This window comes from Streptomyces sp. NPDC037126, from assembly GCF_055605965.1.
On record NZ_JBVJTD010000003.1, the window covers coordinates 594,982 to 620,758 of the forward strand.

General features: G+C 75.0%; 18 protein-coding genes, 2 tRNA genes and 1 riboswitch. Of the genes, 10 read left to right on the forward strand and 10 right to left on the reverse strand.

Annotated elements, in window-relative coordinates:
• Nucleotides 1–263: 263 nt before the first annotated feature.
• Nucleotides 264–336 (forward strand) — tRNA-Lys (locus ACZ7FF_RS11370).
• Between the two features lie 371 nt (nt 337–707).
• Here ACZ7FF_RS11370 and ACZ7FF_RS11375 read toward each other — a convergent pair.
• Both ACZ7FF_RS11375 and ACZ7FF_RS11380 read right to left on the reverse strand, forming a co-directional pair.
• Entirely contained in the window at nt 708–1,727 is a 1,020-nt protein-coding gene (locus tag ACZ7FF_RS11375; protein WP_470811390.1) for a M56 family metallopeptidase, read from the reverse strand.
• 20 nt (nt 1,728–1,747) lie between these two features.
• Nucleotides 1,748–2,152: a BlaI/MecI/CopY family transcriptional regulator gene (locus tag ACZ7FF_RS11380; RefSeq protein ID WP_470811391.1), complete on the reverse strand. Its 405-nt coding sequence runs from the start codon at nt 2,150–2,152 to the stop codon at nt 1,748–1,750.
• 206 nt (nt 2,153–2,358) lie between these two features.
• Here ACZ7FF_RS11380 and ACZ7FF_RS11385 point away from each other — a divergent pair, with 206 nt between their 5' ends.
• Both ACZ7FF_RS11385 and ACZ7FF_RS11390 read left to right on the forward strand, forming a co-directional pair.
• Nucleotides 2,359–3,021, forward strand: coding sequence for a response regulator transcription factor (locus ACZ7FF_RS11385; protein WP_470811393.1), 663 nt, complete (start codon nt 2,359–2,361; stop codon nt 3,019–3,021).
• The gene (locus ACZ7FF_RS11390) at nt 3,018–4,403 is read left to right on the forward strand and encodes a sensor histidine kinase (protein ID WP_470811394.1); all 1,386 of its coding nucleotides are present in this window, start codon (nt 3,018–3,020) and stop codon (nt 4,401–4,403) included. Before ACZ7FF_RS11385 ends, ACZ7FF_RS11390 begins: the two co-directional genes overlap by 4 nt.
• 39 nt (nt 4,404–4,442) lie before the next feature.
• Here ACZ7FF_RS11390 and ACZ7FF_RS11395 read toward each other — a convergent pair whose 3' ends face one another.
• The 3 genes from ACZ7FF_RS11395 to ACZ7FF_RS11405 all read right to left on the reverse strand — a co-directional run bounded on the left by ACZ7FF_RS11395 (nt 4,443) and on the right by ACZ7FF_RS11405 (nt 6,464).
• Entirely contained in the window at nt 4,443–5,021 is a 579-nt protein-coding gene (locus ACZ7FF_RS11395) for a TetR/AcrR family transcriptional regulator (protein WP_470811396.1), read from the reverse strand.
• An 87-nt stretch (nt 5,022–5,108) separates the two neighbouring features.
• Nucleotides 5,109–5,744, reverse strand: coding sequence for a GTP cyclohydrolase II (locus ACZ7FF_RS11400; RefSeq protein ID WP_470811474.1), 636 nt, complete (start codon nt 5,742–5,744; stop codon nt 5,109–5,111).
• Nucleotides 5,745–5,912: 168 nt separating this feature from the next.
• Nucleotides 5,913–6,464: a MarR family winged helix-turn-helix transcriptional regulator gene (locus ACZ7FF_RS11405; RefSeq protein WP_470811397.1), complete on the reverse strand. Its 552-nt coding sequence runs from the start codon at nt 6,462–6,464 to the stop codon at nt 5,913–5,915.
• 61 nt (nt 6,465–6,525) lie between these two features.
• Here ACZ7FF_RS11405 and ACZ7FF_RS11410 point away from each other — a divergent pair, with 61 nt between their 5' ends.
• The 5 genes from ACZ7FF_RS11410 (at nt 6,526) to ACZ7FF_RS11430 (ending at nt 11,712) form a co-directional block, all read left to right on the forward strand.
• Nucleotides 6,526–7,659: a dihydrofolate reductase family protein gene (locus tag ACZ7FF_RS11410; protein ID WP_470811398.1), complete on the forward strand. Its 1,134-nt coding sequence runs from the start codon at nt 6,526–6,528 to the stop codon at nt 7,657–7,659.
• 68 nt (nt 7,660–7,727) lie between these two features.
• A tRNA-Met gene (locus ACZ7FF_RS11415) sits at nt 7,728–7,801 on the forward strand.
• Between the two features lie 223 nt (nt 7,802–8,024).
• Complete coding sequence (locus ACZ7FF_RS11420; protein WP_470811400.1) at nt 8,025–9,212, forward strand: PP2C family protein-serine/threonine phosphatase; 1,188 nt, start codon at nt 8,025–8,027, stop codon at nt 9,210–9,212.
• A 234-nt stretch (nt 9,213–9,446) separates the two neighbouring features.
• A riboswitch (cyclic di-AMP (ydaO/yuaA leader) is annotated at nt 9,447–9,613 on the forward strand.
• Nucleotides 9,614–9,622: 9 nt separating this feature from the next.
• Nucleotides 9,623–10,654, forward strand: coding sequence for a M23 family metallopeptidase (locus ACZ7FF_RS11425; RefSeq protein WP_470811401.1), 1,032 nt, complete (start codon nt 9,623–9,625; stop codon nt 10,652–10,654).
• Between the two features lie 113 nt (nt 10,655–10,767).
• A complete protein-coding gene (locus ACZ7FF_RS11430; RefSeq protein ID WP_470811402.1) occupies nt 10,768–11,712 on the forward strand; it encodes an aldo/keto reductase in 945 nt (314 codons plus the stop codon).
• A gap of 90 nt (nt 11,713–11,802) precedes the next feature.
• On the opposite strand, the gene ACZ7FF_RS11435 is transcribed toward ACZ7FF_RS11430, so the two are convergent.
• The 4 genes from ACZ7FF_RS11435 to ACZ7FF_RS11450 form a co-directional block, all read right to left on the reverse strand.
• Nucleotides 11,803–13,092, reverse strand: coding sequence for a PrsW family intramembrane metalloprotease (locus ACZ7FF_RS11435; RefSeq protein ID WP_470811403.1), 1,290 nt, complete (start codon nt 13,090–13,092; stop codon nt 11,803–11,805).
• Nucleotides 13,093–13,133: 41 nt separating this feature from the next.
• Nucleotides 13,134–14,018: a tRNA (guanosine(46)-N7)-methyltransferase TrmB gene (trmB, locus tag ACZ7FF_RS11440; protein WP_470811405.1), complete on the reverse strand. Its 885-nt coding sequence runs from the start codon at nt 14,016–14,018 to the stop codon at nt 13,134–13,136.
• A 263-nt stretch (nt 14,019–14,281) separates the two neighbouring features.
• Nucleotides 14,282–15,499: an L-2-hydroxyglutarate oxidase gene (lhgO, locus tag ACZ7FF_RS11445; protein ID WP_470811406.1), complete on the reverse strand. Its 1,218-nt coding sequence runs from the start codon at nt 15,497–15,499 to the stop codon at nt 14,282–14,284.
• Between the two features lie 89 nt (nt 15,500–15,588).
• Nucleotides 15,589–17,016: an MFS transporter gene (locus ACZ7FF_RS11450; RefSeq protein WP_470811408.1), complete on the reverse strand. Its 1,428-nt coding sequence runs from the start codon at nt 17,014–17,016 to the stop codon at nt 15,589–15,591.
• Nucleotides 17,017–17,719: 703 nt separating this feature from the next.
• Between ACZ7FF_RS11450 and ACZ7FF_RS11455 the strand changes: the two genes are divergently transcribed.
• The gene (locus tag ACZ7FF_RS11455; protein ID WP_470811409.1) at nt 17,720–19,795 is read left to right on the forward strand and encodes an asparagine synthase-related protein; all 2,076 of its coding nucleotides are present in this window, start codon (nt 17,720–17,722) and stop codon (nt 19,793–19,795) included.
• Between the two features lie 218 nt (nt 19,796–20,013).
• Nucleotides 20,014–23,316: an AfsR/SARP family transcriptional regulator gene (locus tag ACZ7FF_RS11460; protein WP_470811411.1), complete on the forward strand. Its 3,303-nt coding sequence runs from the start codon at nt 20,014–20,016 to the stop codon at nt 23,314–23,316.
• 6 nt (nt 23,317–23,322) lie between these two features.
• Here ACZ7FF_RS11460 and ACZ7FF_RS11465 read toward each other — a convergent pair whose 3' ends face one another.
• Nucleotides 23,323–25,194, reverse strand: coding sequence for a sigma-70 family RNA polymerase sigma factor (locus ACZ7FF_RS11465; protein ID WP_470811412.1), 1,872 nt, complete (start codon nt 25,192–25,194; stop codon nt 23,323–23,325).
• Nucleotides 25,195–25,777: the final 583 nt, after the last annotated feature.

Sequence of the window (25,777 nt, forward strand, 5' to 3'; positions counted from 1 at the left end):
CCGCGGTCCCGGCCCGCGGCACGGCCGCCAAGTGACGCACGTCACGGTCCTGGTGGGGGAATCGGGGCCGACGCATGACGGATGACGCGAGAGCGGCTCGCCCCGGCGTGGCACCGGTTCCCCGGTCCGGTCCGCGCCCGTGTGTCCGAGCCGGTCGAAATCCGGCCATCCTCCCGCCTCGCCCGGTCCGACGCGGCCGGGGCACCGATACCCGATCGGAGACGCGGCCTCCTGCGGCTATGCTCGGACAGGCAACATCGCTTGGGCCCTTAGCTCAATTGGCAGAGCAGTGGACTTTTAATCCATTGGTTGTGGGTTCGAGTCCCACAGGGCCTACGGCTGCGGGACAGGGGGCACCCCCTCTGACCTGCCACGCGGCGCCCGGGTCGACTTCGGTCGGCCCGGGCGCCGTCTCGTTCCCGGGCACCCGCGCGCGAGCGGACGGGCCGGCGGCTGCCGGGCGGAACCGGGGGCGAGTTGTGCTCTTCCGGGCCGGCCGTCCCCACCGCACCGAAGACCGCCGGTGCCCATCAGGTGAAGACCACACCGCTGAGCGGTGGTCGTGCCCCGCGGATCCGTCACTTCCCAACGGGCCGGTGCCTGCTGGCGACTGCCGTCGACTCAGGACGGCCGGGCACGCCGCCCTGCCGCCCACGGCCCGCCTGGTCGGAACACGCCGTCCGCGCAACGCCCTTGCGAGGTCCTGGTTACCGCCGCGGCCGCGCGTGGTGGTCGCCGTCGCCGTCGCGGCGGTGATGGCGGCAGGGGCCGTGCCGGTGGTCGCCCGGCGGTGGTGCGGGCATGGCCGCCAGCAGGGCCGCGCACTGGGCCCGTTCGGCGCTGTCGACCATCCGGTCGTTGTCGGAGGCCGCGTTGGCGAGGCTCGCGCAGCACACCGTCAGCAGCGCGGCGCCGATGAGCAGGGGCAGGCTGCGCCGGGCGGGCGGGGGCGCGAGCAGGGCCCGTACCCGCTGGGGCACCTCCCCGCCGGTCGCGGCCAGCTGGGCGCGAGGCGGCGCGCCCGCGGAGGCGAGGGCGGCGCGCCCGACCGCGCGGGCGACGACGGCCCGGTCGCCGACCTGCGCGGCGGCCGTCTCGTCGGCCCAGCGCTCCAGGACGAAGGCGCCGGTGGCGGCCAGGGGGCGCAGCAGCGGGTTCAGGGCCGCGGTGAGCCGCCACAGGCCCAGGAACAGGTGGTGCCTGCCGCGGAGATGGGCCCGTTCGTGCGCCAGCAGCGCCGAGCGCTCGTCGTCGCCGAGGCAGCGCAGCATCCCCCGGGACACCACGATCCGTCCGGGCGCCCCGGGCAGGGCGAAGGCCAGCGGCGAGTCCTCGTCGACCACGGCCAGTTCCGTGTCGCCGGGCAGCCCGGCGCACTCCCGCCGGGCCCGTACGACCTGGCGGACCTGGCGGACGGCGGCCACGGCCAGCGAGACGGCGCTCACGGCCAGGGCGACCGCGCTGACCGCGGCGACGGCGAGGTCCACGGGGTCCTGCGCGCGCAGCACGGCCACCGACCAGTGGCCCTCGGCCGCGACCTGGGGGATCTGCGCGACGCCGGTGAAGGCCAGCAGGGCGAGCGAGCCCGTCCAGCCGACCGCCGTGACGAGCGCGGCGCAGGCCAGGGCCCAGGCGGCGGGACGCGGGGGGAGCCGCCGGGCCGGCCGGGGCGCGAGCACCGTGACCACGGCCGTGACGACGAACGGAACGTAGACGCTGATCAGCACCGGCTCAGGGCCTCCCCGTCTCAGGGCTCGTCGGGTGCGTCGTGCCCGGACAGCAGCTGGTGCAGCAACTGCTCGTCGTGCACGGAGAGTTCGGAGACGAAGCGGGTCAGCACCGCCTCGCGGTCGGACCCCTCGTCCAGCAGCGACCGCATGCGCCGGGCCGTGTGCGACGCCTCGTCCCGCACCGGTGCGTAGGCGTACCCGCGGCCCTGCCGGTGGCGTACGAGCATGCCCTTGTCGTGGAGCCGGGACAGGATCGTCAGGACGGTGGTGTACGCCAGGCCGTCCGGCAGGCGCTCCAGGGCCTGGCGGGCGGTCAGCGGGCCGTCGGCGGCCCACAGCGCGGCCAGCACCTCGCTCTCCAGCTCGCCGCGTGCCCGTCTGCCGGATCCGCCGGGAGTCTCCTCGTCCCTCGGGTCGCCCACTGTCCGTCCTTCCTCGCACCTCGCTCGCAGAGGCTACCCCCGGGCCGGGGAACCCGGGCGACCGCTGCGCACGGTGCCCGGTGGCGCGGGCTCCGGGAACACCCCGCGGCCGCCGTTCGTCTACAGTTCCGTAGACCGTCTACATTTTTGTAGTCATTCGTTTTCCGCCCGCTCACCCAGAGCGGCCCGTGGGCCGCAGGAGGGTCATGCGCCCCAGGATCCTTGTTGTCGAGGACGATCACGCCCTGCGCGACGTGCTGCGCCGGGGGCTGTACGACGAGGACTTCGAGCCCGTCCTGGCCGCCGACGGCGCCTCCGCCCTGCGGCTGGCCACCCCCGACATCGCCGCGGCCGTGCTGGACGTCGGCCTGCCCGACGCGGACGGACGGGACGTGTGCCAGGCGCTGCGCGCCAACGGCTTCCTCGCGCCGGTGATCTTCCTGACCGCCCGGCACCGGCTCACCGACCGGCTGTCCGGGTTCTCCGCCGGGGGCGACGACTACCTCCCCAAGCCCTTCCACCTCCCCGAACTCGCCGCCCGGCTGCGCGCCGCGCTCAGACGGGCCGCCCCCCGCCCCACCGCCGGAACCGGTGACCTGGTCCTGGACGCCGTGGACCACGGCGTGAGCGTGAACGGCGTCCGGGTGGCCCTGTCCCCGACGGAGTTCCGGCTGCTGGCCACGCTCGTCACCGCGGACGGGGCGCTCGTGCGCCGCCGCGAGCTGGTGCGGGCCGGCTGGCCGGAGGGTGCCCAGGTCAGCGACAACACCCTGGACCAGTACCTGAGCCGGCTGCGCCGCAAGCTGCGCGTGGCGGGCAGCGGCCTGACCATCGGCACGGCGCGGGGGATCGGACACCGCCTGTCATGAACCGTGTCCTGCGCACCGGCCGCCGGCTCGCCCCGCGCACCCTGCGCGGCCGGCTCTCCCTCGTGGCGCTGACCACCGCCGCGCTGCTGATGACGGTCCTGACCGTGGTGTTCAACGTCATCATGGACCGGCATCTGGAGCGGCAGGCGGACGACGAACTGCGCAACCGGGCGGTGGCGGTGGCCACGACCGTCGACACCAGCGGCCACCGCGTCCGTGTCCTGGAGACGGTCAACGACCGGCTCCTGGACTCGAACGTGTGGATCTACTCCGGCCCCCGCCTGCTGGAGAGGCCGCCGTCCACCACGGCGGCCAGTCCGCTGACCCGGACCGCCGGCCGGCTGGCCGCGCGACCGGGGCGCGCCTGCGCGACCGTCTCGGACCACGGCCGGCGGCCGGTCCGGCTGTGCTCCCACCCCGTCGCGGGCCGACACGCCACCGCCACCGTCGTCACCGCCCTCGACCTCGCGCCGTACCGCGGTTCGGCCCGCACCCTGCTGCTCGGCTCGCTGGTCCTGGACGCCGTGATGCTCGGCTGCACGTACCTGCTCACCCGCCTGTCCGTCGGCAGGGCGCTGCGCCCCGTGCGGACGATGACCGACCAGGCCACCCAGTGGAGCGCGGTCGGCTCCGACGAGCGTTTCGGCACCGAGGGCCACCCGGCCGAGCTCGCCCGCCTCGGCGCCTCGCTGGACGAGCTCCTGGACCGCATACGGACCGTGCTGCGCCACGAACAGCAGCTGACCGGAGAGCTGTCCCACGAACTGCGCACACCGCTCACCCGGATCATCATGGAACTCGACTGGTGGCGGGCCCGCCCCCGCACGGAAGCCGAGACGCGCGCCATCCAGGACGTGATCGCCGAGGCCGCCCAGTCCATGCGCACCATCTGCGACACCCTCCTGGACGACGCCCGCGAGAACGCGCTGAACCCGGCGACGGCCCCCGGGACGACCGACGTGCTCCCCGTCCTCGACGGCCTGCTCAAGCACCTCGACGTACCGGCCCGGCTGCGGACCGAGGTGGAGGCGGAGGCGCCGGTCGTGGAGGCGGGGGTCGCCGGCGCACTCCTGGAACGCATCCTCAGCCCCCTGCTCGCCAACGCCGCCCGCTACGCCGGCTCCCGTGTGACCGTGTCCGCGCGGCGTCTGCCGGGCGCCGTGCGGATAGACGTCGTCGACGACGGGCCCGGCGTACCGGCGGCGTTCGTGGGCGAGCTGTTCCAGCCGGGGCGGCGCGCCGACCCCGCCGACGGGCACGACGGCGCGGGCCTCGGGCTGCCGCTCGCGAGGCGCCTGGCCCGGGCCGTCGGTGGAGACGTGTCGTACGACGCCGGGTACGCGCCCGGGGCCAGGTTCACGGTCAGCCTGCCCGTGGCGTGAGCGGCTCCCGCTCCTCATGGGCCGGCCGGTCCGGGAGCTCTACTCCGCGGCCACGATCCGCTCCACCGCGGCCACGACCAGCCGGTCCCGTTCGGCCGGGGTCAGGACGTCCGGCAGGGTGAGCTGCTCGACGATCAGCCAGTTCAGGGCGAGGTACAGGAGCCTGACGGCCGTGGCGTCGCCGGGCAGGCCGGAGGCCTCGTGGTAGGCGACGTCGGCGTCGAGGTCGGCCCGGACCCGCTCGGTGAGCACCGCGCGCAGGGCGGGGCGGCGGGTGGCCTCCAGACGCAGTTCGAGCAGGGCGAGGTAGCCGGTGCGGAAGGCGGAGACGCGGCCGATCAGCTCCCGCATCAGCTGCGTGTACGTCTCCCGGTCCCGGCCGGCCGTGCGCTGGCGGGCGATGGTGGCCTCGTCCGGCCGGAGCCGTTCGTAGACCCGGGCGCCGGCCTGGGTGAGCAGATCGTCGCGGTTGGCGAAGTAGTTGGACGCCGTGCCGGTGGGCACGCGGGCCTCGGTGTCCACCGCCCGGAACGTCAGGCCCCGGGCGCCCTCCGCGGCCAGCACCTCGACCGCCGCGTCGACGAGCGCCGCGCGCCGCTGGTCGTTCCGTCTCACCATGTGCTTCGACTCCGCGTGCTCCCCCGTACCCAGACCACTGCGGTCAGAGTACTGAAGCCGGAGCCGGGCGCGGCGCCCGGACGGGGCTCAGCCCGCGCTCAGCTCCGTCAGTTCTGCCAGCGGCAGCGTGTGCTGGGTCTGGAGGACCTTCGCGCGCAGGTAGCGGACGTTGTGGGCCGTGGTGAAGACGCCGGTCGGCACCCGGTCCCGGACGGTCAGGCCCAGGGAGCGCAGCTGCCCGGCCTTGTCGGGGTTGTTGGACAGCAGGTCCAGCTCCCCGATGCCGAGGGCCCCGAGCATCTGTGCGGCGGCCGTGTAGTCGCGGGCGTCCTCCGGCAGGCCGAGCGCCGCGTTCGCCTCGTAGGTGTCGAGGCCCTGGTCCTGCAGGGCGTAGGCGTCGAGCTTGTTGTAGAGGCCGATGCCGCGGCCCTCCTGGCGCAGGTAGAGCAGGACGCCGCCGCGGTCGGCGATGCGCTCGGCCGCCTCGCGCAGCTGGGGTCCGCAGTCGCAGCGGGCCGAGCCGAAGACGTCGCCGGTCAGGCACTCGGAGTGCAGGCGGACCAGGGGGACGGGGCCGGGCTCGCCGAGGACGACGGCGACGTGCTCCTGGCCGTCGGTCAGGCCGTGGAAGGTGACGAGTTCGGCGTCGACGCCGTAGCCGTCGTGGAAGCGCAGCGGTACCCGGACACGGGCGCGCGGCGTGGCGGCGGGGAAGTCGGGCATGCGGGTCTCCGGGTTCCGTGCTCCGTCCATCTGCTTCAGATTTGAATCAGATGCTCGGTCCGGACCCTACCCCATGCTTAAAAGTTGAAGCAACGGATTTCCGGCACGGCTCACGGCGGCACGGCCCACGGGACCGGCTCGGCAACGGCCCGCCTCGCGGCGGGCGGTTTACGACGGCTCGTCCCGCGGCGGCGGGGCGGGCGGCCCCGAGCAGGGTGACGACCTGCGCCGCCACGGCACCTCCTCCGCGGCGGCCGACTCCTCGCCCTCCCCCTGGAGCCCGCGCGCGACCCCCGAGCAGATCTCCTCCAGCTGCCCCACCTGCTCCGGGGTGAGCCGGTCGAAGAGCGCGCCGCGCACCGTCTCGACATGGCCGGGCGCCGTACGCTCCAGCACGGCCGTCCCCGCGTCCGTCAGCACCGCGAGCAGGCTGCGCCTGTCCCACTCGCAGTCCTCCCGGCGCACCAAACCGTCCCGCTCCAGCCGGGTCACCGCGTACGTCAGCCTGCTGCGCGTGATCTTCAGCTTCTCGGCGAGGTCGGTCATGCGCAGGCGCCGGTCCGGGGCCTCGGACAGATTGGCCAGCACGGAGTAGAAAAGGTGCGGCATGCCGGCCTCCTGCTGGAGCTGCCGGTCGATCGCGTCCTCCAGCAGCTGGGAGGCGGCGATGTAGGCGCGCCAGGCGCGCTGCTCCTCGGGGGTGAGCCAGCGGGTCGTCATGCTGCCAGTGTAAGTTTGTTTCAAACTTGAACCAAGAAGCCTTCGCAGGGAGAGCGCGCCGATGTCGTACCCGTACGTGCTGCTGTCCGCCGCCGTCTCCCTCGACGGCTACCTGGACGACACCGGCCCGGACCGGCTGCTGCTGTCCAGCCCCGCCGACTTCGACCGGGTCGACGCGGTACGGGCGTCCGTCGACGCCATCCTGATCGGCGCCGGCACGATCCGCGCCGACAACCCACGCCTGCTGGTCAACTCCGCGGAGCGCCGCGCCGCCCGCACGGCCGAGGGCAGGCCCGCCTACCCGCTGAAGGTCACCGTCACCGCCTCCGGCGACCTCGACCCGAACGCCACCTTCTGGCACACCGGCGGCGACAAGCTCGTCTACACGACCGACAAGGGCGCCGAGCGGGCCGCCCGCGTCCTCGGCGGCACGGCCGACGTCGTCCCGCTCGGCCCGGACCTCGACTGGCGGACCCTGCTCACCCACCTGCACGACGTGCGCGGCGTGCGGCGCCTGATGGTCGAGGGCGGCGGCACCGTGCACACCCAGCTCCTCCAGCAGGGCCTCGCCGACGAACTCCAGCTGGTCCTCGCCCCGCTCTTCGTCGGCGACCCGGCGGCGCCCCGCCTGTTCGGGCCGGGGGAGTACCAGGGCGGCCGGCTGCGCCTGACCGAGACCCGCCGCATCGAGGACGTCGTCCTGATGCGCTACGAGCCCACCGCCCCCGGCACCGGCCCCGAGCCCACCGCCGCCGACCGCCACTGGCTGCGCACCGCCTGTGAACTCGCCGCCCTGTGCCCGCCCTCGGAGACGGCCTTCAGTGTGGGCGCGGTCGTGGTCGCCGCCGACGGCACCGAACTGGCCCGCGGCCACTCCCGCGAGGGCGGCGACCCCGTGGTGCACGCCGAGGAGGCCGCGCTCGCCAAGCTCGACCCCACCGACGCGCGCCTGCCCGGCGCCACCGTCTACAGCAGCCTGGAGCCCTGCGCCCGCCGCGCCTCCCGGCCCGCGCCCTGCGCCCGGCTCGTCCTCGGGGCAGGGGTGCGCCGGGTGGTGACCGCCTGGCGGGAGCCCGACACCTTCGTCGCCGGCGCCGACGGCACCGGCGTGCTGAGGGGCGCGGGCGCCCAGGTCGTCGTACTGCCCGAGTACGAGGCCCTCGCCAAGGCCCCGAACAGGCACCTGTCGGCCTGACCGGTCCGGACCGCGGAAAACCGGTGTGCTTCGCGCCCCGCGCATGTCGTACACTGGAGACACAACGACGCGGGGTGGAGCAGCTCGGTAGCTCGCTGGGCTCATAACCCAGAGGTCGCAGGTTCAAATCCTGTCCCCGCTACTGAAGACTCAGGGCCGGAATCCAGCAATGGATTCCGGCCCTGAGTGTTTTCCGCGCCGGCGCACCGGCTTTTCCCACCGACGCGCCCGCCTCCCGTGCCCGCCCGCCCCCGACACGCCGAGTGGCGTACGTCACAGCAGGTCACACGCTCGGTCCACAGCGGTCGCCCGCCGTCCCCGCTCCGGCCACGCTGGAGCCACGTCGGACATGTGGGAGACAAGCGGTGCGCCCTGGTGAGGTGGAGGAGGAGAGCGCGTACGCCAGGGCGGGCGGCCGGCTCCCCGGTGACCCCGTGCCCGACCCGGGCCTCGGTGACGTCGAGGTCGTGCCCGGACCTCCGCCCCGCCGCCCGCTCCCGCGCGTCCTGGCCCGCGCCCTGCCCGCCCTGCTGATCGCCGGCGGTGTCCTCTACGGCCTGCTCACCCCGAAGGAGTTCACCGCCGTCCCGTTCTTCACGGCCGCCGCGCTGATCGCCGCGCCCCTGGCCTCGCTGCGCACCACCGTCGTCACCGGCCTCGCGGCGCTCGCCGCGATCTACGCCGTGCACGCCGAGGCCGGCTTCGACCCGGCCGTCGCCACCGTCACCGACCTCGTCACCGTGGCCACCGTCGCCCTCCTGGCCGTCGCCATCAACCGCGTGGTCCGCCGCGGCGACCGGCGCCTCGCCTCCGCCCGGGAGATCGCCGAGGCCGCCCAGCGGGCCGTGCTGCCGGAACCCGCCGCGCGGATCGCCGGCCTCGACATCGCGGCCCGGTACGAGGCGGCCCAGCAGGACGCGTTCATCGGCGGCGACCTGTACGCGGTGCAGGACAGCCCGCACGGCGTCCGGCTGGTCGTGGGGGACGTGCGCGGCAAGGGCATGGGCGCGGTCGCCGCCGTGGCCGTGGTGATCGGGGCGTTCCGGGAGGCCGCCGAGCAGGAGGCCGGCCTGGAGGCGGTGGCCCAGCGGCTGGAGCGGGCGCTCGCGCGCGAGGGAACCAGGCGCGACGGCATCGACGCCTTCGAGGGCTTCACCACCGCCGTACTCGTCGAACTCCCGCACGACGAAGCGGTGGTGAGGATCGTCAACCGCGGTCATCCCCCGCCGCTGCTGCTGCACGCGGACGGCACCCTGCGCACCCTGGCCGCCCCCGAGGCCGCGCTGCCGCTCGGCATGGGCGATCTGGGCCGGTGGCCCGACCGCGCCCTGGAGTTCCCCTTCCCCGGCGGTGCCACCCTGCTGCTCCACACCGACGGCCTGTCCGAGGCCCGGGACGCCCACGGCCGGTTCTTCGACCCCGAACGGCGGCTCGCGGGGCGCGCCTTCCCCGGCCCCGGAGCGCTGCTCGGCCGGCTCGCCGAGGAGGTGCGGCGGCACTCCGGCGGCGGGATGGCGGACGACATGGCGCTGCTCGCCGTACGGCGCCCCTGATCGTCTTCACCCAGGGTGATCGGACGGATGCCCTCCGCATAACATCTGAGTCACCATCAAAAACGCCGTGACTCCTGAACCTCGGCCAACTCGCCCGTTTTGCAGGGATCCTGTCTGGAAAGTCCGCGACCGAAAGCGTTAATGATCAAGTGGAACGGCTTGGAAAGTGACAGTCGGGTCTATTAACGTTCGATAACGCAGCGCGGTCGTCCCAGCCGTCACAAGAGACGGCTCCGTGCGCACGCGCCGAATCCCGTAAGGGAACCGGGGAACCACCACCCTGGGGTGAATCACGCGGATGCCGTCATGGACTCTCCGAGTCGAGGACCGGTATACGCGCGTAGGAGACCTTCCTGCTCCGAACCCGTCAGCTAACCCGGTAGGCGGAGGAAGGAAAGGAGTACGCCCGCGTGGCGTCCAACCGGCCTGCCCCAGAAGCCCCGTTCGTGCCGGCTCAGCGTGAGCCCGAGCCCTTCGGCTACGGTTCCTTCCCCGCCGACGACGGCCCCTGGGAGGAGTGGAACCCCACCGAGGAATCCATCGCCTCCGTCCGCGGCCGGCACCGCGTCTCCAAGCAGCGCGGCGGCTTCGCGCGCAGCTCCACCGTCCTCGGCGTCGGCGTGATCGCGGCGGTCGGTGCGGGCGGCATGGCCAGCGCCAACACCGGCAAGCCGCCGGTCTCCATCTCCCTCCCGGACCTGTCCTCCGTCGAGCACATGTTCGGCGACGACTCCTCCGACGCGCACAATGCCGACACCACCGCGCTGAGCAGCGTCGGACGGACCGCCACCGACAGCGACAAGAGCACCGGCGCCGGCGAGGCACTGCGCAACCGGATCATGGCCCAGGCCGAGAAGCAGCAGGGCCAGGCCGACAGCAGGGCCACCGCCACCGCCCTCGCCGCCAGCGAGAAGCAGACCGCCGAGGCGGCCGCCAAGGCGGAGAAGGAGGCCGCCGCCAAGGCCGCCGACACCAAGCAGCAGGCGGAGGCCGACGCCAAGAAGGCGGCCGAGGCCAAGCGACTGGCCGAGCTGGCCAAGGAGTACACGCTGCCGGTCGTCTCGTACACGATCACCGGCACCTTCGGCCAGCCCGGCGCCATGTGGTCCTCCGGGTACCACACCGGCCTCGACTTCGCCGCCCCCACCGGCACTCTCATCAAGGCCGTCCACGGCGGCACGGTCACCCAGGCCGGCTGGGCCGGCGCCTACGGCTACCGCACGGTCGTCACCCTGGACGACGGCACCGAGCTGTGGTTCTGCCACCAGTCCTCGATCAACGTCTCGGTCGGCCAGAAGGTCTCCACCGGCGAGGTCATCGGGCGGGTCGGCGCCACCGGCAACGTCACCGGACCCCACCTGCACCTGGAGGTCCACCCGGGCGGCCAGGCCACCGCCATCGACCCGGCGCCGTGGCTGCGCTCCAAGGGCCTCAACCCCTGACGGGACGCCTGCGCGGCACGCGGGGCCTGCCCGGCGCGAAGCCGGGCCCGTCCCGCGGAAATGCGACGCCGGCGGCGGAATGCGATCATCCGCTGCCGGTGTTGACGTAGAGCATGACTTCTCTGCACAAACTCGGTTCCTCCGACCTCGAGGTCTTCCCGCTCTCCCTGGGCGGCAACGTCTTCGGCTGGACCGCCGACGAGGAGACCTCCTTCGGCGTCCTGGACGCCTACACGGCCGCCGGCGGCAACTTCGTCGACACCGCCGACGCCTACAGCGCCTGGATCGAGGGCAACAAGGGCGGCGAGTCCGAGACGATCATCGGCAGGTGGACCAAGGCCCGCGGCAACCGCTCCGACGTCGTCATCGCCACCAAGGTCAGCCAGCACCCCGAGTACCGGGGTCTGTCCGCGGCCAACATCAGGGCCGCCGCCGACGCCTCCCTGCGCCGTCTGGACACCGACTACATCGACCTCTACTACACCCACTTCGACCAGCCCGAGGTGCCGGTCGAGGAGATCATCGGCGCCCTGGACGAGCTGGTGAAGGCGGGCAAGGTCCGGCACATCGCCGCGTCCAACATCAGCGCCGAGCGGCTGCAGGAGTCCCTCGACTTCTCCGCCCGCGAGGGCCTGGCCCGCTACGTCGCCCTCCAGCCGCACTACAACCTGGTCTCCCGCGACACCTACGAGGGCCCGCTCCAGGACCTCGCCGCCCGCGAGGGACTGTCCGCCGTCCCGTACTTCTCCCTCGCCTCGGGCTTCCTGACCGGCAAGTACCGCCCCGGTACGACGGTCGAGAGCGCCCGCGCGGGCTCCGCCGCCCAGCACGCGGACTCCGAACGCGGCCGGCGGGTCCTCGCCGCCCTCGACGAGGTCGCCGCCGCCCACGCCGCGCCGGTCGCCACCGTCGCCCTCGCCTGGCTGGCCGCCCAGCCGACGGTCACGGCCCCCATCGCCTCGGCCCGGACGGTGGAACAGCTGCCGGCGCTGCTCGGCGTCGCGGAGCTGCGGCTGACCGACGAGGAACTGGAGCGGCTGACGCGCGCCTCGGCGTGACGCCGTGCGGCACATCCCGGCGTACGGCCACCCGCCGTGCGCCGGGTGCGCCGCATGCACGGCGGCCCTGACCTCCCGCGGCCCGGGCGGCTACGTCCGGTACGGGTTGTACGCCGGGTACGGCATCGCCGGATATCCGTACTGCGCCCAGTACGCGGGACGGGGAAGGGCGGTGCGGGCCGCGTACTCCAGAGCCGGCCGGGCCAGTTCCCTGCGCCGCCACAGCTCGTCCAGCAGCTCCCGCTCCCGTACGACGAAGTCGGCCCCGGCCCGTCCGCGCCTGCCCCGCCGCCGCAGCAGCGCCAGCGAGGTCGCGTACGCCTCGTACTGCGCCACCGCCCGCGCCGCGGGCCGTCCGGCGTGGTGGCGGGCGTAGTCCCGGGCCATCCGGCGGGCCCGCATCGAGCCGAGCGCCAGCGGTTCGGTCGGCCCCAGCCAGCCCACCGGGACGTACGCCGGCAGTTCCTCGCGCATGGTCCGCAGCTCCCGCTGCCGGGTCCAGACCGCGAGCCAGGTCAGCAGCCCGAACACCGGCACCATGAACGCGCCGTACACGGCGAAGAAGCCGTACGGGCCGAAGGTGGAGGAGCCGTTCCAGAAGGCGTGCATGCTCATCGCGAGCAGCAGCCCGCACAGCGGCACCAGCACCCGCCGGGCGTGCTGCCGTTCCCCGGACAGCGCGGCGACGCCGAAGCCGATGCCGGTGAGGGTGGTGAACAGGGGGTGCGCGAACGGGGACATCACGATGCGCACGAAGAAGGTGGCGGCGGTGACCGAGGCGATGCCGGTGCCCCCGCTGAGCTGGTCGGTCCCGAAGGCCGTGCCGAGGTAGAGGATGTTCTCGGTGAACGCGAACCCGGTGGCGGTGATCCCGGCTATCACCACCCCGTCCACGATCCCGGTGAAGTCGCGTCTGCGGAAGAGGAAGACCAGCAGCACGGCCGCGGCCTTGGCCGACTCCTCGACGATCGGCGCTATCACGGTCGCACCGAGGGTGTCGGCGCCCGCCGGGTCCGCGGTGGAGGTGGCTATCCACTTCGTCGCGAAGCTGTTGGCCACGATGGCTATGAGGGCGGCGGCGCAGGCGCCCCAGGCGAAGGCGAAGACCAGGTTCCGCCAGGGGCCGGGCGCCACCCGGTCCAGCCAGCGGAAGGCGGCTATCAGCCAGGGCACCGGCAGCACGGCCAGTCCGATACCCACCAGGAACCCCTCGGTGCCGGTCTGCCGGCGCACCAGCGCCAGGATGACCAGCCCGGACAGGGCCAGCAGCGTGATCAGCGCCCCGTACCGCACCCATGGGCGCTGCCACCAGTGCGGGTGGCGGAGCACGCCGTCGCCGGGGTTCGGCGGATACGTCGGATACGGAGGAACGGTGGCCACGGCATCGACCCTAACGGGGACGGGGCGAGGGGCTGGAGCGTTTATCGGTCCTGGTGACGGGCCGGACGGTCGGCCCGGTCGTCGGCCGGGCGAACGGCCCGGCCGCGGTCCCGGTGGGGTACGCGGCGGAAGAGCAGATCGTTCACCACATGACCCTTGTCCAGTCCCTGTCCCTCGAAACGGGTCAGCGGACGGAACTCGGGCCGGGGCGCGAAACCGCCGTCCGCCTGCGTGTTCTCGAAGTCGGGATGCGCACCGAGCACCTCCAGCATCTGCTCGGCGTACGGCTCCCAGTCGGTCGCGCAGTGCACGATCGCGCCGGGGCGCAGCCGCGTCGCGGCGAGGGAGAGGAACTCGGGCTGGATCAGCCGCCGCTTGTGGTGCCGCTTCTTGGGCCAGGGGTCGGGGAAGTACACCCGCAGCCCGTCGAGCGCGTCGGGACGGAGCATCTCCCGGAGCAGGATGATCGCGTCGCCGTTGCCGACCCGGACGTTGGACAGCCCGTTGCGGTCGGCGAGGTTGAGCAGGTTGCCCTGGCCGGGGGTGTGCACGTCGACGGCCAGGACGTTCGTGCCGGGGTCGGCGGCGGCCATCTGCGCGGTGGCCTCGCCCATCCCGAACCCGATCTCCAGGACGACGGGACGGTCGTTCCCGAACAGCTCGCCGAGGTCGATCACCTGCTGCCCGTCGATGTCCAGCCCCCAGTCGGGCCACAGCCGCTGCAGCGCGTCCGCCTGCCCGGCCGTCACCCGGCTGCGCCGCGGCTGGAAACTCCGGATCCGCCGCTCGAAGTGCGACCCGGCGGGGTCCGCCTTGGGCCCGTCCGGGAACCGCGGCTCACCCTTGTCCCGGGAGTGCCGGATGGAGACACCGGGGGCGTGCGGTGCCGCGGGCAGGGCTTCGGGGGCGTTCAGCGAATCAGACACAGTAATCCAATTTTAGGGCGCGCCCGCGGCCCGTCCGACCGACGGCCCGCACCAGGCCCCCGGGCGGGCACCGGTACACCGGCTGCACTGAACCGGTCTGCAGCGACCTGGCCCGCGCTGAGCGGCCCGCAGCGACCCGGCCCGCAGCGACCCGGCCCGCAGTGACCCGGCCCGTAGTGACCCGGCCCGCACCGACCCGGCCCGCACCGAGCCGGTCTGCAGCGACCCAACCCGCACCGAGCCGGCCCGCGCCGGGCCGCGGCCTACAGTGACCCGAGCATGTCGAGCACCCTGCGGCCGACCTCGCGGCCGATCGGCAGGGAGGCGGTGGCGGCGGGCGACGGTGCGTTCAGCACGTGCACCGCCCGGGCTCCCTCCCGGATCAGGAAGTCGTCCACCAGCGTCCCGTCCCGCAGCACCGCCTGTGCCCGCACCCCGGCGGGCGCCCGCACCAGGTCCCCGGACTCCGCCGCGGGCAGGAGTCTTCGCACCGCCCGCAGGAACGCCGCCCTGGACACCGAGCGGCCCAGCTCCCCCGCGCCGTACCGCCAGTGCCGGCGCGCGATCGCCCAGGAGCCCGGCCACGCCATCGTCCCGGCGAGTTCCCGGGGGCGGACGACCCCCCAGCCGTACCCCTCCCGGGCCAGAGCCGGCACCGCGTTCGGCCCGATGTGCACGCCGCCGTCGATGCCCCGGGTCAGATGCACACCGAGGAACGGGAACGCCGGGTCCGGCACCGGATACACCAGCCCGCGCACCAGCTCGGGCCGCGCCAGCTCGTAGTACTCCCCGCGGAACGGCACGATCCGCACCCCGGGCTCGTCCCCGGTCAGCCGGGCGACCTCGTCGCAGTACAGGCCGGCGCAGTTCACCAGCACCCGACCGCGCACGACGTCCCCGCCCGCGGTGAGCACGGCCACGCCCCGGTCCGGGCGGCGGTCGACGCGGACGACCCGGGCGCCGTACCGGATCTCGGCGCCCGACGCGCGCGCGAGCTGCCGGGCGACCCCGACGAAGTCGCACACGCCGGTCGTGCCGACGTGTATGGCGGCCAGGCCGCGCACCTCCGGCTCGTACTCGGTGATCTGGGCGGGGCCCAGCTCGCGCACCGGGATGCCGTTCTCCCGGCCCCGCTGCACGAGGGCGTGGAGCCGCGGCAGCTCCTCCCGCTCGGTGGCGACGATCAGCTTGCCGGTGACGGCGTGCGCGATGCCGTACTCGGCGCAGAACTTCACCATCTCGGCGGCGCCCCGCACCGCGTACCGCGCCTTGAGCGAGCCGGGCCGGTAGTAGATCCCGCTGTGGATGACCCCGCTGTTGCGCCCCGTCTGGTGCCGGGCCGGTCCCGGCTCCTTCTCCAGCACGGTCACCCGCGTGCCCGGCGCGGCGCGCGTGATCGCGTACGCCGTCGACAGCCCGACGATCCCCCCGCCGATCACCAGCACGTCGCAGTCGTACGCACCCACCCGCACCTGCACCACCTCCCACCTCGATAGTGCACTGCGCCACTGACAACGCCTTCAAACGCGGCCGGTGTGCGGTGTTCGCTACGGTCGGCGGGCCGGCCGGGTCAGGCGGGGGCCATCATCAGCAGTGGGCGGGCCCGCTCCCGCAGCTCCACCACCCGCGGCTCGTCCCCGTACGGCTCCAGCCGGTGCAGCAGGTCCTTCACGTACTCCGTGGTGCGCGCGGAGGAGATCCGCCCGGCCACCTCCACGGCCCGCACCCCCTGCTCGCAGGCGGCGTCCAGGTTGCCCGACTCCAGCTCGGCGACGGCCGAGACGACCAGCCGCAGCCCGTGCGAGCGCACGAACTCCTCGGTCGGCTTCGACAGCGCCTGCTCGGTGAACCGGCGGACCTGGCGTGGCGCCTTCAGGTCCCGGTAGCACTCGGCGGCATCCGCGGCGAACCGGTCGTAACCGTAGAAACCCAGCCAGGACGGGTCGTTGTCCCCCTCCCGGGACCGCTCCAGCCAGCCCTCGGCGGCCTTCAGGGCGCCGCCCGCCGCCTGCGCGTCTCCCGCGCGCGCGTGGGCCCGCGCCTCGACCAGCCGGAAGAAGCTCATGGTGCGGGCCGTCGCCAGCCCCCGGTTGCGCTCCAGGGCGGCCTGCGCCAGGTCGACGCCCTCGTCGCCGAACCCGCGGTACGTCGCCTGCAGCGACATGGAGGCGAGCACGTACCCCCCGAGCGGCACGTCGGCCGCCGCGCGCGCGAGGCGCAGCGCCTGGATGTAGTACCGCTGCGCGGCCTCCTGCTGGCCGGTGTCGAAGGCCATCCACCCGGCGAGCCGGGTGAGTTCGGCGGAGGCGCCGAACAGGGCCCGGCCGACCTCGTCGGAGTAGGCGCCGAGCAGCAGCGGCGCGGCCTCCACCCGCAGGCACTCCGGCACCATCGACGAACGCCAGTCGCCGCCCCCGTACTTGGAGTCCCAGCGCCTGGCGTCCTCGGCGGCCTCCCGCAGCTTCTGCACATCGCTGTGGCCGACTTTGATCGGTGCGCAGGACTCCTCGGCGGAGCCCGCCTCCCGCGCGACCGAGCTGTCGGCGGGGGTTATCAGCCATCGTGAGGCGGGCGTTGCGTATGCGCTCACTGCGAACGATCCGGCGAGGGACTGCCAGATGCCGCCGGAGCCGGCCCGGCGGCCGGCGAGGTCGAGGCGGTACAGCTCCGTGGCCGAGCGCACCGCCTGCCCCACGTCCCTGGGGAAGGCGAGGCCCACTTCGGGGGCGGGATCCGCGTCCGCCAGGCCGATCTCGTGGAGCGGCACCGGGCGGCCGAGCTTCTGGCCGATGGCGGCCGCGATGAGGTGCGGCGCCGCGCCCTGCGGCACCATCCCCTTCGACACCCAGCGCGCCACCGAGGTCTTGTCGTAGCGAAGAGTCAACCCGCGTTGAGCGCCAAGGTCGTTGACGCGTCGCGCGAGTCCTGCGTTGCTGATTCCCGCGAGGGCGAGAACGGCGCCGAGCTTTTCGTTCGGCCCGCGTTGCTCCCTGGACATGCGCCACCCCTCGACACAGACGGCTGCCGCGCTGGCATAACCACGCGGCATTCGTAAACCCAGCGTAGTTCGCCGCATCCCAAGCGTTAAGGGGCATTGTTCCGGTTGGCGGGATTGTGGTCCGTACGGAAGTGCGGTCCTGTACGCACCGTGCACGGCCGGTCGCCCTCGTGCCCCCGCCCGTGTGGCCGTGCGCCCGTCCGTGCGCTCTTCTCCGGCCAAGTGGGGAGCGGTTCCATGGGTCTTGCGTGGGTCGGCCCGCTGTACTGGATCCAGTGGGCTGGGGGACACCGCCACCTTCATCCCCGCGGGTGGCGGACCGGTCCGGGAGGCGATGCCCGCCTCCCGGACCGTGCGCGTGCCCGGGGCGCCGCGCGCTCCGCGGGCCTGTACGGAGCGTGCTCACGTCGGCCGTGCCGCTCCGTGTTTGGCCGAAAATCGACCCCGGTGCGGACGCTTGATTTCCGTCCCCACCACGGAAGTTGAGGGCGCGAAGGGCGTTTTCGGGGAGCGTTTCGGGGGCGCATTCGAGTCGCACCCGTGCGGAGCCGCCCGGGGCCGTGCCCCGCGGACGTACGTCAACTTCCTTTGCCGTCCCACGATCGAAGGCGGTGTCACCGCCGCTCCAGAGCGCTTCCTTCATGGCAGCATGGGGAACCGGTTCGTACGGTGCACTGGTTGTCCACAGTCTGTGGAGGCGTCGATGCGGTGGTTGGTGGGTTGGAGCAGCACCGCCGCGGGCGTCGCCGGGTTCGGCTCCGCGGGTGCCATGGGGTACGACGGCGAGACCCTGCACCCGGTCGGCTCGCAGCTCCTGTGGGGCGACCCCGACCCGCTGTGGGCCGTCGGCGACTGGCGCCCGGACGAGGTGCGCGTGGTCCGGGCCGACGCACAGAACCGGATCGCCGTCCTCGGCATCTGCGGCGCCTCCGACGAGGAGCTGCGGCGCGGCCTGTTCACCGCGCGCGGGGGCGCGCTGCGCCATCTGACGAACTGGCCCGGCAGCTACACGGCCGTCGTCCAGGTAGGCCGCCGCATCACGGTCTGCGGCGATCTCGCGGGCGCGCGCCCGGTGTTCCACACCCCCTGGGCCGGCGGCACGGCCTACGCCACCGCCGCGCTGCCCCTGGCCGACCTCATCGAGGCCAACCTGGACTTCGGCCACCTGGCCGCCCTGCTCGCCGCCCCCGACGTACCGGCGGCGCTCGGCGACACCACCCCGTACGAGGGAGTACGGCGGATCCCGCCGGGGCACGCGCTGGTGCTGCGCGCCGGGGCGCGGGAGATCGCCGGGTACGAGCAGGTCGCCTCCCTCGCCGTGGCCGCGCCCCCGGCCGACGCCGGCCGGGCCGTGGACCCCGTACGGGACGCCCTCGTGGAGGCGGTCCGCACCCGGCTGTCGGCGCCCCGGCACGTACCCGACCTCGACCCCGGTCCGGTGCCCGGGATGGGCCCCGCCGAGCGGCGGGCCCGGCGCGGGATGCCGGTGCCCGGCATCGGCGCCGACCTGTCCGGCGGGCCGGCCTCCGGCACCCTCGCGCTGCTGGCCGCCGGGCTGCCCGGCCGGCCCGGCACCCTTCTCGGCCACGGCACGGGCGCGGGCGAACGGCTCCTCGCCGTCACCTTCAACGACCTCGCCGTGGGCGGCCGGGAGGCCGAACTCGAGCGCGCCGGCGCCCTCGCCGCCAACCCCCGCCTGCACCACGTGGTGGTCACCGGAGGCGAGGACGTCCTGCCCTACGCCGAGCTCGACGGCCCCCTCACCGACGAACCCGGGCCCTCGCTGGCCTCCGCGGCCCGGCACCGCGCCCGGCTCGCCGCCGGCAGCGCCGACCACTTCACCGGCCACGGCGCCCGCCAGGTCCTCGACGCCCACCCCGCCCGGCTCGCCGACCTCCTGATGGACCGGCGGCGGCGCCATCTGGTCCGGCCGGTCGCCGCCCTCGCGCGGGCCGACGGCTCGGTGATGGTCCCCGCGCGCGTGTACGGCGCGGCCAGACGCCTCGCCCGCACCCCCTACCGGACGGGCCTGGAGGCGCTGGCCGAGCGGCTGATGCGGCGCCGGTTCGACGAGCCCAAGGGGGCGGTCGGCGCGTCCCTGGCCGCGCTGACCTGGGCCAGACCCGGGCCCGCCGCCCGCTGGCTGACGGGTGAGGCACTGGCTGAAGTATCGGTTCTGCTGGGGAGTGCGGCGGACCGCTCCGGCACCGGCGCCCAGCGCCCCGGCGACCACCGCGCGCGTGCGGCGCTCGCCCGCTACGCCGCCGACCTGCGCGTCCTGGAACAGGCCGCAGAGATCCGCTCCCAGCGTCTGCACGCGCCCTTCCTGGACAACCAGGTCGTGCGCGCCTGCCGCGAACTCCCCGAGGCGCTGCGCGTCCAGCCCGGCGCACGGGCCGCCATCCTCCGTACGGTCCTGGAGGGCGCCGGCGTCACCGACCTCCCGCCCGGCTGGGGCGCCCCCTCCCACGCCTCCTCCGCGGCCGCCGCGCGCGCGGGCCTGCGCACGGCCGCCGACCCGCTCCTCGACCTGTTCTCCAGCCCTCTCCTGGCCGACGCGGGCCTGGTGGAGGCCCGGGTGGTCCGCAAGGCCGTCCGCGCCGCCGCGGCCGGCGAACCCCTGCCCCTGGACGGGCTCGCCGAGCTGGTCTCCCTCGAACTCTGGCTCCGCCGCCTCCTCTCCCGCCGGGGCACCTGCTGGACGGGCACCCCGGCCCGCTCCCGCGCGGTGCCGTCGGGAATCCAGCCGAGGAGGGACGCGCTGGCCTCCGGCGCCTGAGCGGTGGCGGCCCGGGCACGTGGTTCCCGGTACCGCCGGGGTCCGCGGTGGCGGCCACCGTGCGCCTGTGGCGGTCGCCGCGGCCGGTAGCGCAGTTCCCCGGGGTCGCCGCTGTAGCGCAGTTCCCCGTGTGCCCCGGGCCACGCGGTGCCGGCGCCGCGAGGTGCCACCCGTAAACCCGCGTGCCGGGTTCGCCGGGCCCCCGACACAATGGCCTGGTGCGGTACAGAATCCTGGGCGTGACCCGAGCGACGGACGGCCGGGGAGCCCCCGTACCCATCGGCGGTCCCCGGCTCCGCGCGCTGCTCGCCGCCCTCGCCCTCCGCCCCGGCCGCACCATCACCCCCGAGACCCTCATCGGCGAGGTCTGGGCGGACGACCCGCCCCAGGACGCCCCCGCGGCCCTCCAGGCCCTCGTCGGCCGGCTCCGCCGTGCCCTCGGCCGGGACGCCGTCGCCTCCACTCCCGGCGGCTACCGCCTCGAAGCCACCGAGGAGGACGTCGACCTCCACGTCTTCGAACGCCTCGCCCACACCGGCACCAAGGCCCTCACCGACGGCGACCCCGCCACCGCCCACCGCACCCTCACCGAGGCCCTCGCCCACTGGCACGGCCCGGCCCTCGCCGACCTCCCCGACCGCGGCGCCGCCACCCGCCCCGAGGCCCTGCGCCTGGAGGCGACCCGCGCCCGCGCCGCCGCGGCCCTCGACCTGGGCCGCGCCCGGGACGTCGTACCGGACCTGAAGGAACTGACCGCGGCCCACCCCTGCGACGAGCCGCTGCACGCCCTCCTGATCCGCGCCCTGCGCGACACCGGCCGCCCCGCCGACGCCCTCGCCGCCTACGAGTCCGCCCGCCGCACCCTCGCCGACACCCTCGGCGCCGACCCGGGCCGGGAACTGCGCGCCCTGCACGCCTCGTTGCTGCGGCAGGAGGAACCCGGGCCGGCGAGGGCGCCGGCCCCCGCCCAGCCGCCGGAGCGCAGGGGCAACCTCCGCCCCCGCCTGACGTCCTTCGTCGGGCGGGAACCGGAACTCGAAGCCGTTCGTTCCGACTTGCACAGGGCCCGCCTGGTCACGCTCACCGGACCGGGCGGCTCGGGGAAGACCCGCCTCGCCGAGGAGGCCGCCGAGGCCCTCTCCCCGGCCTGGCTGGTCGAGCTCGCCCCGCTCGACCATCCGGAGGCGGTGCCCGGCGCGATGGTCAGCGCGCTCGGTCTGCGCGAGACCGTGCTGCTGAGCACCGACCTGGCGACCCCGCAGGCCGACCCCACGGCCCTGCTGATCGAGCACTGCGCCACGCGCAGCGAGCTCCTGATCCTCGACAACTGCGAACACGTCGTCGGCGCGGCAGCCGCCCTCGCCGAGACCCTCCTCACCCACTGCCCCGGGCTCACGATCCTCGCGACCAGCCGTGAACCCCTCGGCGTCCCCGGTGAGTCGGTGCGCCCGGTCGAGCCCCTCCTCCCGGAGCAGGCGCACCGCCTCTTCGCCGAGCGCGCGAAGGCCGTCCGTCCCGACGCCGACGCGGTGCTCCGCGACACCGCGGCCGTGGCGGAGATCTGCCGCCGCCTGGACGGGCTGCCGCTCGCCATCGAGCTGGCCGCGGCCCGGCTCCGGCTGCTGACCCCGCGCCAGATCGCCGGCCGGCTCGACGACCGCTTCCGCCTGCTCACCTCCGGCAGCCGCACGGTCCTGCCCCGCCAGCAGACCCTGCGCGCGGTCGTCGACTGGTCCTGGGAACTGCTGGACGAGCGCGAGCGCACGGTGCTGCGCGAGATGTCGGTCTTCGCCGGCGGCTGGGACCTCGCGGCGGCCGAGGCCGTGTGCACCGGCCCGGCGGCGGACCTCGTCGGCGCGCTGGTCGACAAGTCCCTCGTCGTCGCCGCCCCCGACGGCACCGGGGCGTCCGGCGGCATGCGCTACCGCATGCTGGAGACCATCCACGAGTACGCCACCGAGCGCGCGGCCGAGCTCCCCGGGCCGCGCGCCGCCGCGGAGCTGCGCCATCGCGCCTGGGTGCGCGCCCTGGTCGAGGAGGCCGATCCGCGCCTGCGCTCCGCGGACCAGCTCCCCTGGATCTCCCGCCTGGAGACCGAACTGGACAACATCCGGGCGGCCCTGGACCGCGCCGTGCGCACCGGTGACGAGGCGGAGGCGGGCGCGATCGCCCTGGCCATGGGCTGGTTCTGGTGGCTGCGCAACTACCGCCTGGAGGCGGTGGCCTGGGTCCGCCTGCTGCTGCGCCTGGGCGTGGCCCTGGACACCCCGGCCGACCGGCGGGCCGGCGGGGACCTGGCCGCACGGGTGGAGTCGGCCGACCCGGTCGACGCCCTGCTCACCGCTCCCGACGGTGAGGCCGGGCATCCGCTGCGGCAGCTGCGCATGGACCTGCGGATGCTCGACCTGTTCCTGACGGCCGAGTCGAACGCGGAGAGCCTCGCCGCCGACGACCGGGCCCCGCGGTACATCGCGCGCGTACGGGCGGCGTACGAGGGCGGCGGACCGCAGGCCGCCCGGCTCCCGGGCATCGTCTGGCCGATGACCGCGTACCACCTGGGCAGCCCGGCGGACATCGGCCCCGACATGGCCGCGGTGGTCGCCAACTGCCGTGCGTACGGCGGCGGCTGGGAGATCGGCGTCTCACTGATGTACCGCACCCACGTGCTCGTCGACTCGCCGGGCAACCTGCGGGGCGTGGACGAGGACCTGGCCGAGCTGCGCACGCTCAGCCGGCGGATCGGGGACCGCTGGATGCGCGCGCAGGTGTGCAGCGCGGCGGGTGAGGCGGCCATGGCACGCGGCCGTTTCGACGAGGCCCGCGGTGAGTACGAGGAGGCGCTGCGGCTCGCCTACGAGGTGGGCGCCTACGCGGAGTCGCCGTTCCTGCTGGCGCGGCTCGCCGAGATCGCCTACCGCTCCGGCGACCGGGAGGCCGCGCTGGCCGCCCTCGACGCGGCGGGCACGGCCGCCGACCGGTACGGAGTGGGGGAGGCCCGGGCCTTCGTGCTGCTGATGCGCGCCCACATCACGCTGTACGACGGCCACACCGCCCGCGCCCGCGAGCTGTTCGAGGCGGCCCGCGAGCTGGACCGGGGCGGTACCGGCACCCCGCCACCGCAGTTCGAGGCGTTGCTGCGGGCGGTCGAGGCACTGCTGACGGCCGCGGAGTCGGGCCCGGAGCAGGGCCTGGCGATCGCCGCCGAGGCGCTGCGGCACGCGGTGGCGCAGCGGTGCGCGGAGTCGGTCACCGGGGGACTCGTGGATGTCGCGGCCGGTCTGCTGGCCCGGCTCGGCGACCTGCCGGGCGCGGTCCGCCTGTACGAGGCCTCCGACCGGCTGCGCGACGGCCTCCCCCGCCCGGAGCCGGAGCGCGGCGAGGCCGGCCGGGTGCTCGCCGGCGCCCGTGCGGCCCTGCCCGCCGACCGCTACGCGGCCGAGTGCGCCCGGGGCGCGTCCTACGGCGTGGCGGACGTGCTGCGGGACCTCGCGGCGAGGACGCCCACCGAGGGCGGGAGTTAGGGCCCGCTACCGGCAGGTGAACCGGGACTCCGCCCAGTCCGCGAGCGCGACCCGGTCCAGGGCGTGGTCGTGCGGTGCCACGACGAGCCGTACGGTGCTGCGCCCGGCGAGGTCCACGTGGACGGGGACGGCCCCCTCCCCGCCCCTGACCGTCCCGGAACGCCAGAGCCGGACCCCGTCGGCGTAGACGGAGAAGGTGACCTTGCCGAGGCCGAGGGTCATGTCGTCCACACCGGCCAGGGCGTCGTAGGCGGTGCACCGCCGGTTGAGGGAGACGGTGACGGAGGAGCCGCCGTGCACGGTCGCCCCGCGCGCGTACTCCTTGCCGCCGATCGACATGCCGTAGCGCTGCCACACCCAGCTGCTCCCGCCCAGCGCGATCTCGGGCCGGGTGCCGTCGCCCACGACGTCGTACCTCAGGTCGCTCAGCTCGTAGACCACGGGAGCGGGCGGTGGCGGGGTGGGCGTCGGGGTCGGCGCGGGCGTCGGCCTGGGGCCGGGCTCAGGGGCGGAGGTGGGGGCCGGCCTGGGCGTGGGCGTCGGCGTGGGTGCCGGGCCGGGTGCGGGAGGGGGCGTGGGCGTGGGTGTGGGGGCCGGCTCGGGAGCGAGCGCCACCGGCTCGGGGGTGGGCTTCCGCCTCGGCGGGGTGGGCTTCGGGGAATGGGGCCGTACGAGCGGCGCGGACGGCGACGGCTCGGCGGTCTCCTTCGCCGGATGGCCGTGGTTCACCAGGGCGATCGCCGCCGCGGCCGCCGCGACCGCGACGACACCGGCCGCGATCCCCGCCTTCACCGGTGCCGCGAGCCCCTCCGAGGCGGCGGCGCCCGCGCCGCCGGAGGACCCGCCGGCCGCGGCTGCGGCGCCCGCGGCCCCGGCGCCGCCGGCCACGATGCCGAGCGCCTTGGCGTATCCGGCGGCCCCGAACCAGCCGATGACCGCGACCGGGACGACACCGGGGATGCCGCTCGCGACCTCCTCGATCTGCGCGGCCGCGAGCCGGCACCTGGCGCACTCCTCCAGGTGCTTGCGCAGGCCCCGCTCGGCGCGGATGCGCAGCTTGCGGCGGGCGTAGGTGCCGAGCTGGTCGGCGTAGCGGGCGCACTCCTCGTCGTCGGCGAGGGTGGCGCTGACATGAGCCTGGAGGTACGCCTGCTTCAGCCCCTCACGCGCGCGGCTGGCGAGCACGCGCGTGCCGTTGGCGTCCAGCCCGAAGAGAACGGCGACCTCGCTCGGGGACTCGTCCTCCACCTCGGTGTGCCACAGCACGGCCTGCCAGCGCTCGGGCAGGGAGCGGAAGGCCCGCATGGCCATGGACTGCTCGGCCTCGTGCAGGGCGCGCACGTCGGCACCCAGGTCGTGGGTGGCGCCGTCGGAGACCTCCGGCGACCGGGCGGACTGCTGGGCGAAGGTGGCGAAGTCGTCGACGAGGTGCTCCCGCCGGGCGGACCTGGTCCAGTGCGCGGCGACGCGGCGGACCGAGGTCAGCAGATAGGCGCGTACGGCGTGCTCGGGACCGGAGCCGCCGCGCACCGCCTGCAGCATGCGGGCGAAGACCTCGGCGGTGAGGTCGTCGGCGGTGTGTCCGTCGCGGCAGCAGGTGCGCGCGTACCGCCGGACCGCGTCGGCGTGCCGCCGGTACAGCTCCGCGTACGCGGAGTCGTCGCCGGCTCGCATGCGCTCGATCAACTCGCCGTCCGCGGGCGGCATTTCGCGAGGCGGTGGCAGGACGCTGCCCTCGCGCTGGGCGGGTACGCCCCCGCCGGCCGGGAGGCGCTCCGGCTCCGCCGGGCCGCCCTGACTCGGCACCTGCGGTGAGTTCAGCCCCACGGTGTCCGCGTCGTCGTCACCGCGTGACTCGTCCCACCCGTCAACGCCCATCGCGGAAAGCCCCCGGCACCGGCCCAGCCCAACCCGTCACCGGCTCAGAGTGCCACATTGTCTATCTTTCAAGGACCCCTCCGACGCCCTGTCACCCGTCCGAGCGCCCCACCGGCGACCACCCCCGAAAACCACCCGAACGAGTGAGACCCCCGGCGAAACGCGGCACCCACAACACAGCCCGACCAGCCCCACCGCCCTGCCCCGGCCCGATCAGCGGCGCGCGCTCCCGCTCACGAGCCCCCCCGAGGCGAACGCACCCCGCGGAGCCACCGCCCCGCCCCGAACCGAGCGCCCGCCCCGGTCGCGGCCCGCCGCAGGCGTACGCGCTCCGAGGCGGCCGGGCTGCTGAGCACGGCGTACGCCCCCACCGCCGCCCGGCGGCGAACGCGCCCCGCGGAGCCGGCGCCACCGCCCCGCCCTGCCCCGGCCCGATCAGCGGCGCGCGCTCCCGCTCACGAGCCCCCCCGAGGCGAACGCACCCCGCAGAGCCACCGCCCCGCCCCGAACCGAGCGCCCGCCCCGGTCGCGGCCCGCCGCAGGCGTACGCGCTCCGAGGCGGCCGGGCTGCTGAGCACGGCGT

Excerpts from the sequence above, each read along its gene's own strand:
- ACZ7FF_RS11385 (WP_470811393.1), top strand. The coding sequence starts at position 2,359 with ATGCGCCCCAGGATCCTTGTTGTCGAGGACGATCACGCCCTGCGCGAC.
- ACZ7FF_RS11390 (WP_470811394.1), top strand. The coding sequence starts at position 3,018 with ATGAACCGTGTCCTGCGCACCGGCCGCCGGCTCGCCCCGCGCACCCTG.
- ACZ7FF_RS11395 (WP_470811396.1), bottom strand. The coding sequence starts at position 5,021 with ATGGTGAGACGGAACGACCAGCGGCGCGCGGCGCTCGTCGACGCGGCG.
- ACZ7FF_RS11400 (WP_470811474.1), bottom strand. The coding sequence starts at position 5,744 with ATGCCCGACTTCCCCGCCGCCACGCCGCGCGCCCGTGTCCGGGTACCG.
- ACZ7FF_RS11405 (WP_470811397.1), bottom strand. The coding sequence starts at position 6,464 with ATGACGACCCGCTGGCTCACCCCCGAGGAGCAGCGCGCCTGGCGCGCC.
- ACZ7FF_RS11410 (WP_470811398.1), top strand. The coding sequence starts at position 6,526 with ATGTCGTACCCGTACGTGCTGCTGTCCGCCGCCGTCTCCCTCGACGGC.
- ACZ7FF_RS11430 (WP_470811402.1), top strand. The coding sequence starts at position 10,768 with ATGACTTCTCTGCACAAACTCGGTTCCTCCGACCTCGAGGTCTTCCCG.
- ACZ7FF_RS11450 (WP_470811408.1), bottom strand. The coding sequence starts at position 17,016 with ATGTCCAGGGAGCAACGCGGGCCGAACGAAAAGCTCGGCGCCGTTCTC.
- ACZ7FF_RS11455 (WP_470811409.1), top strand. The coding sequence starts at position 17,720 with ATGCGGTGGTTGGTGGGTTGGAGCAGCACCGCCGCGGGCGTCGCCGGG.
- ACZ7FF_RS11465 (WP_470811412.1), bottom strand. The coding sequence starts at position 25,194 with ATGGGCGTTGACGGGTGGGACGAGTCACGCGGTGACGACGACGCGGAC.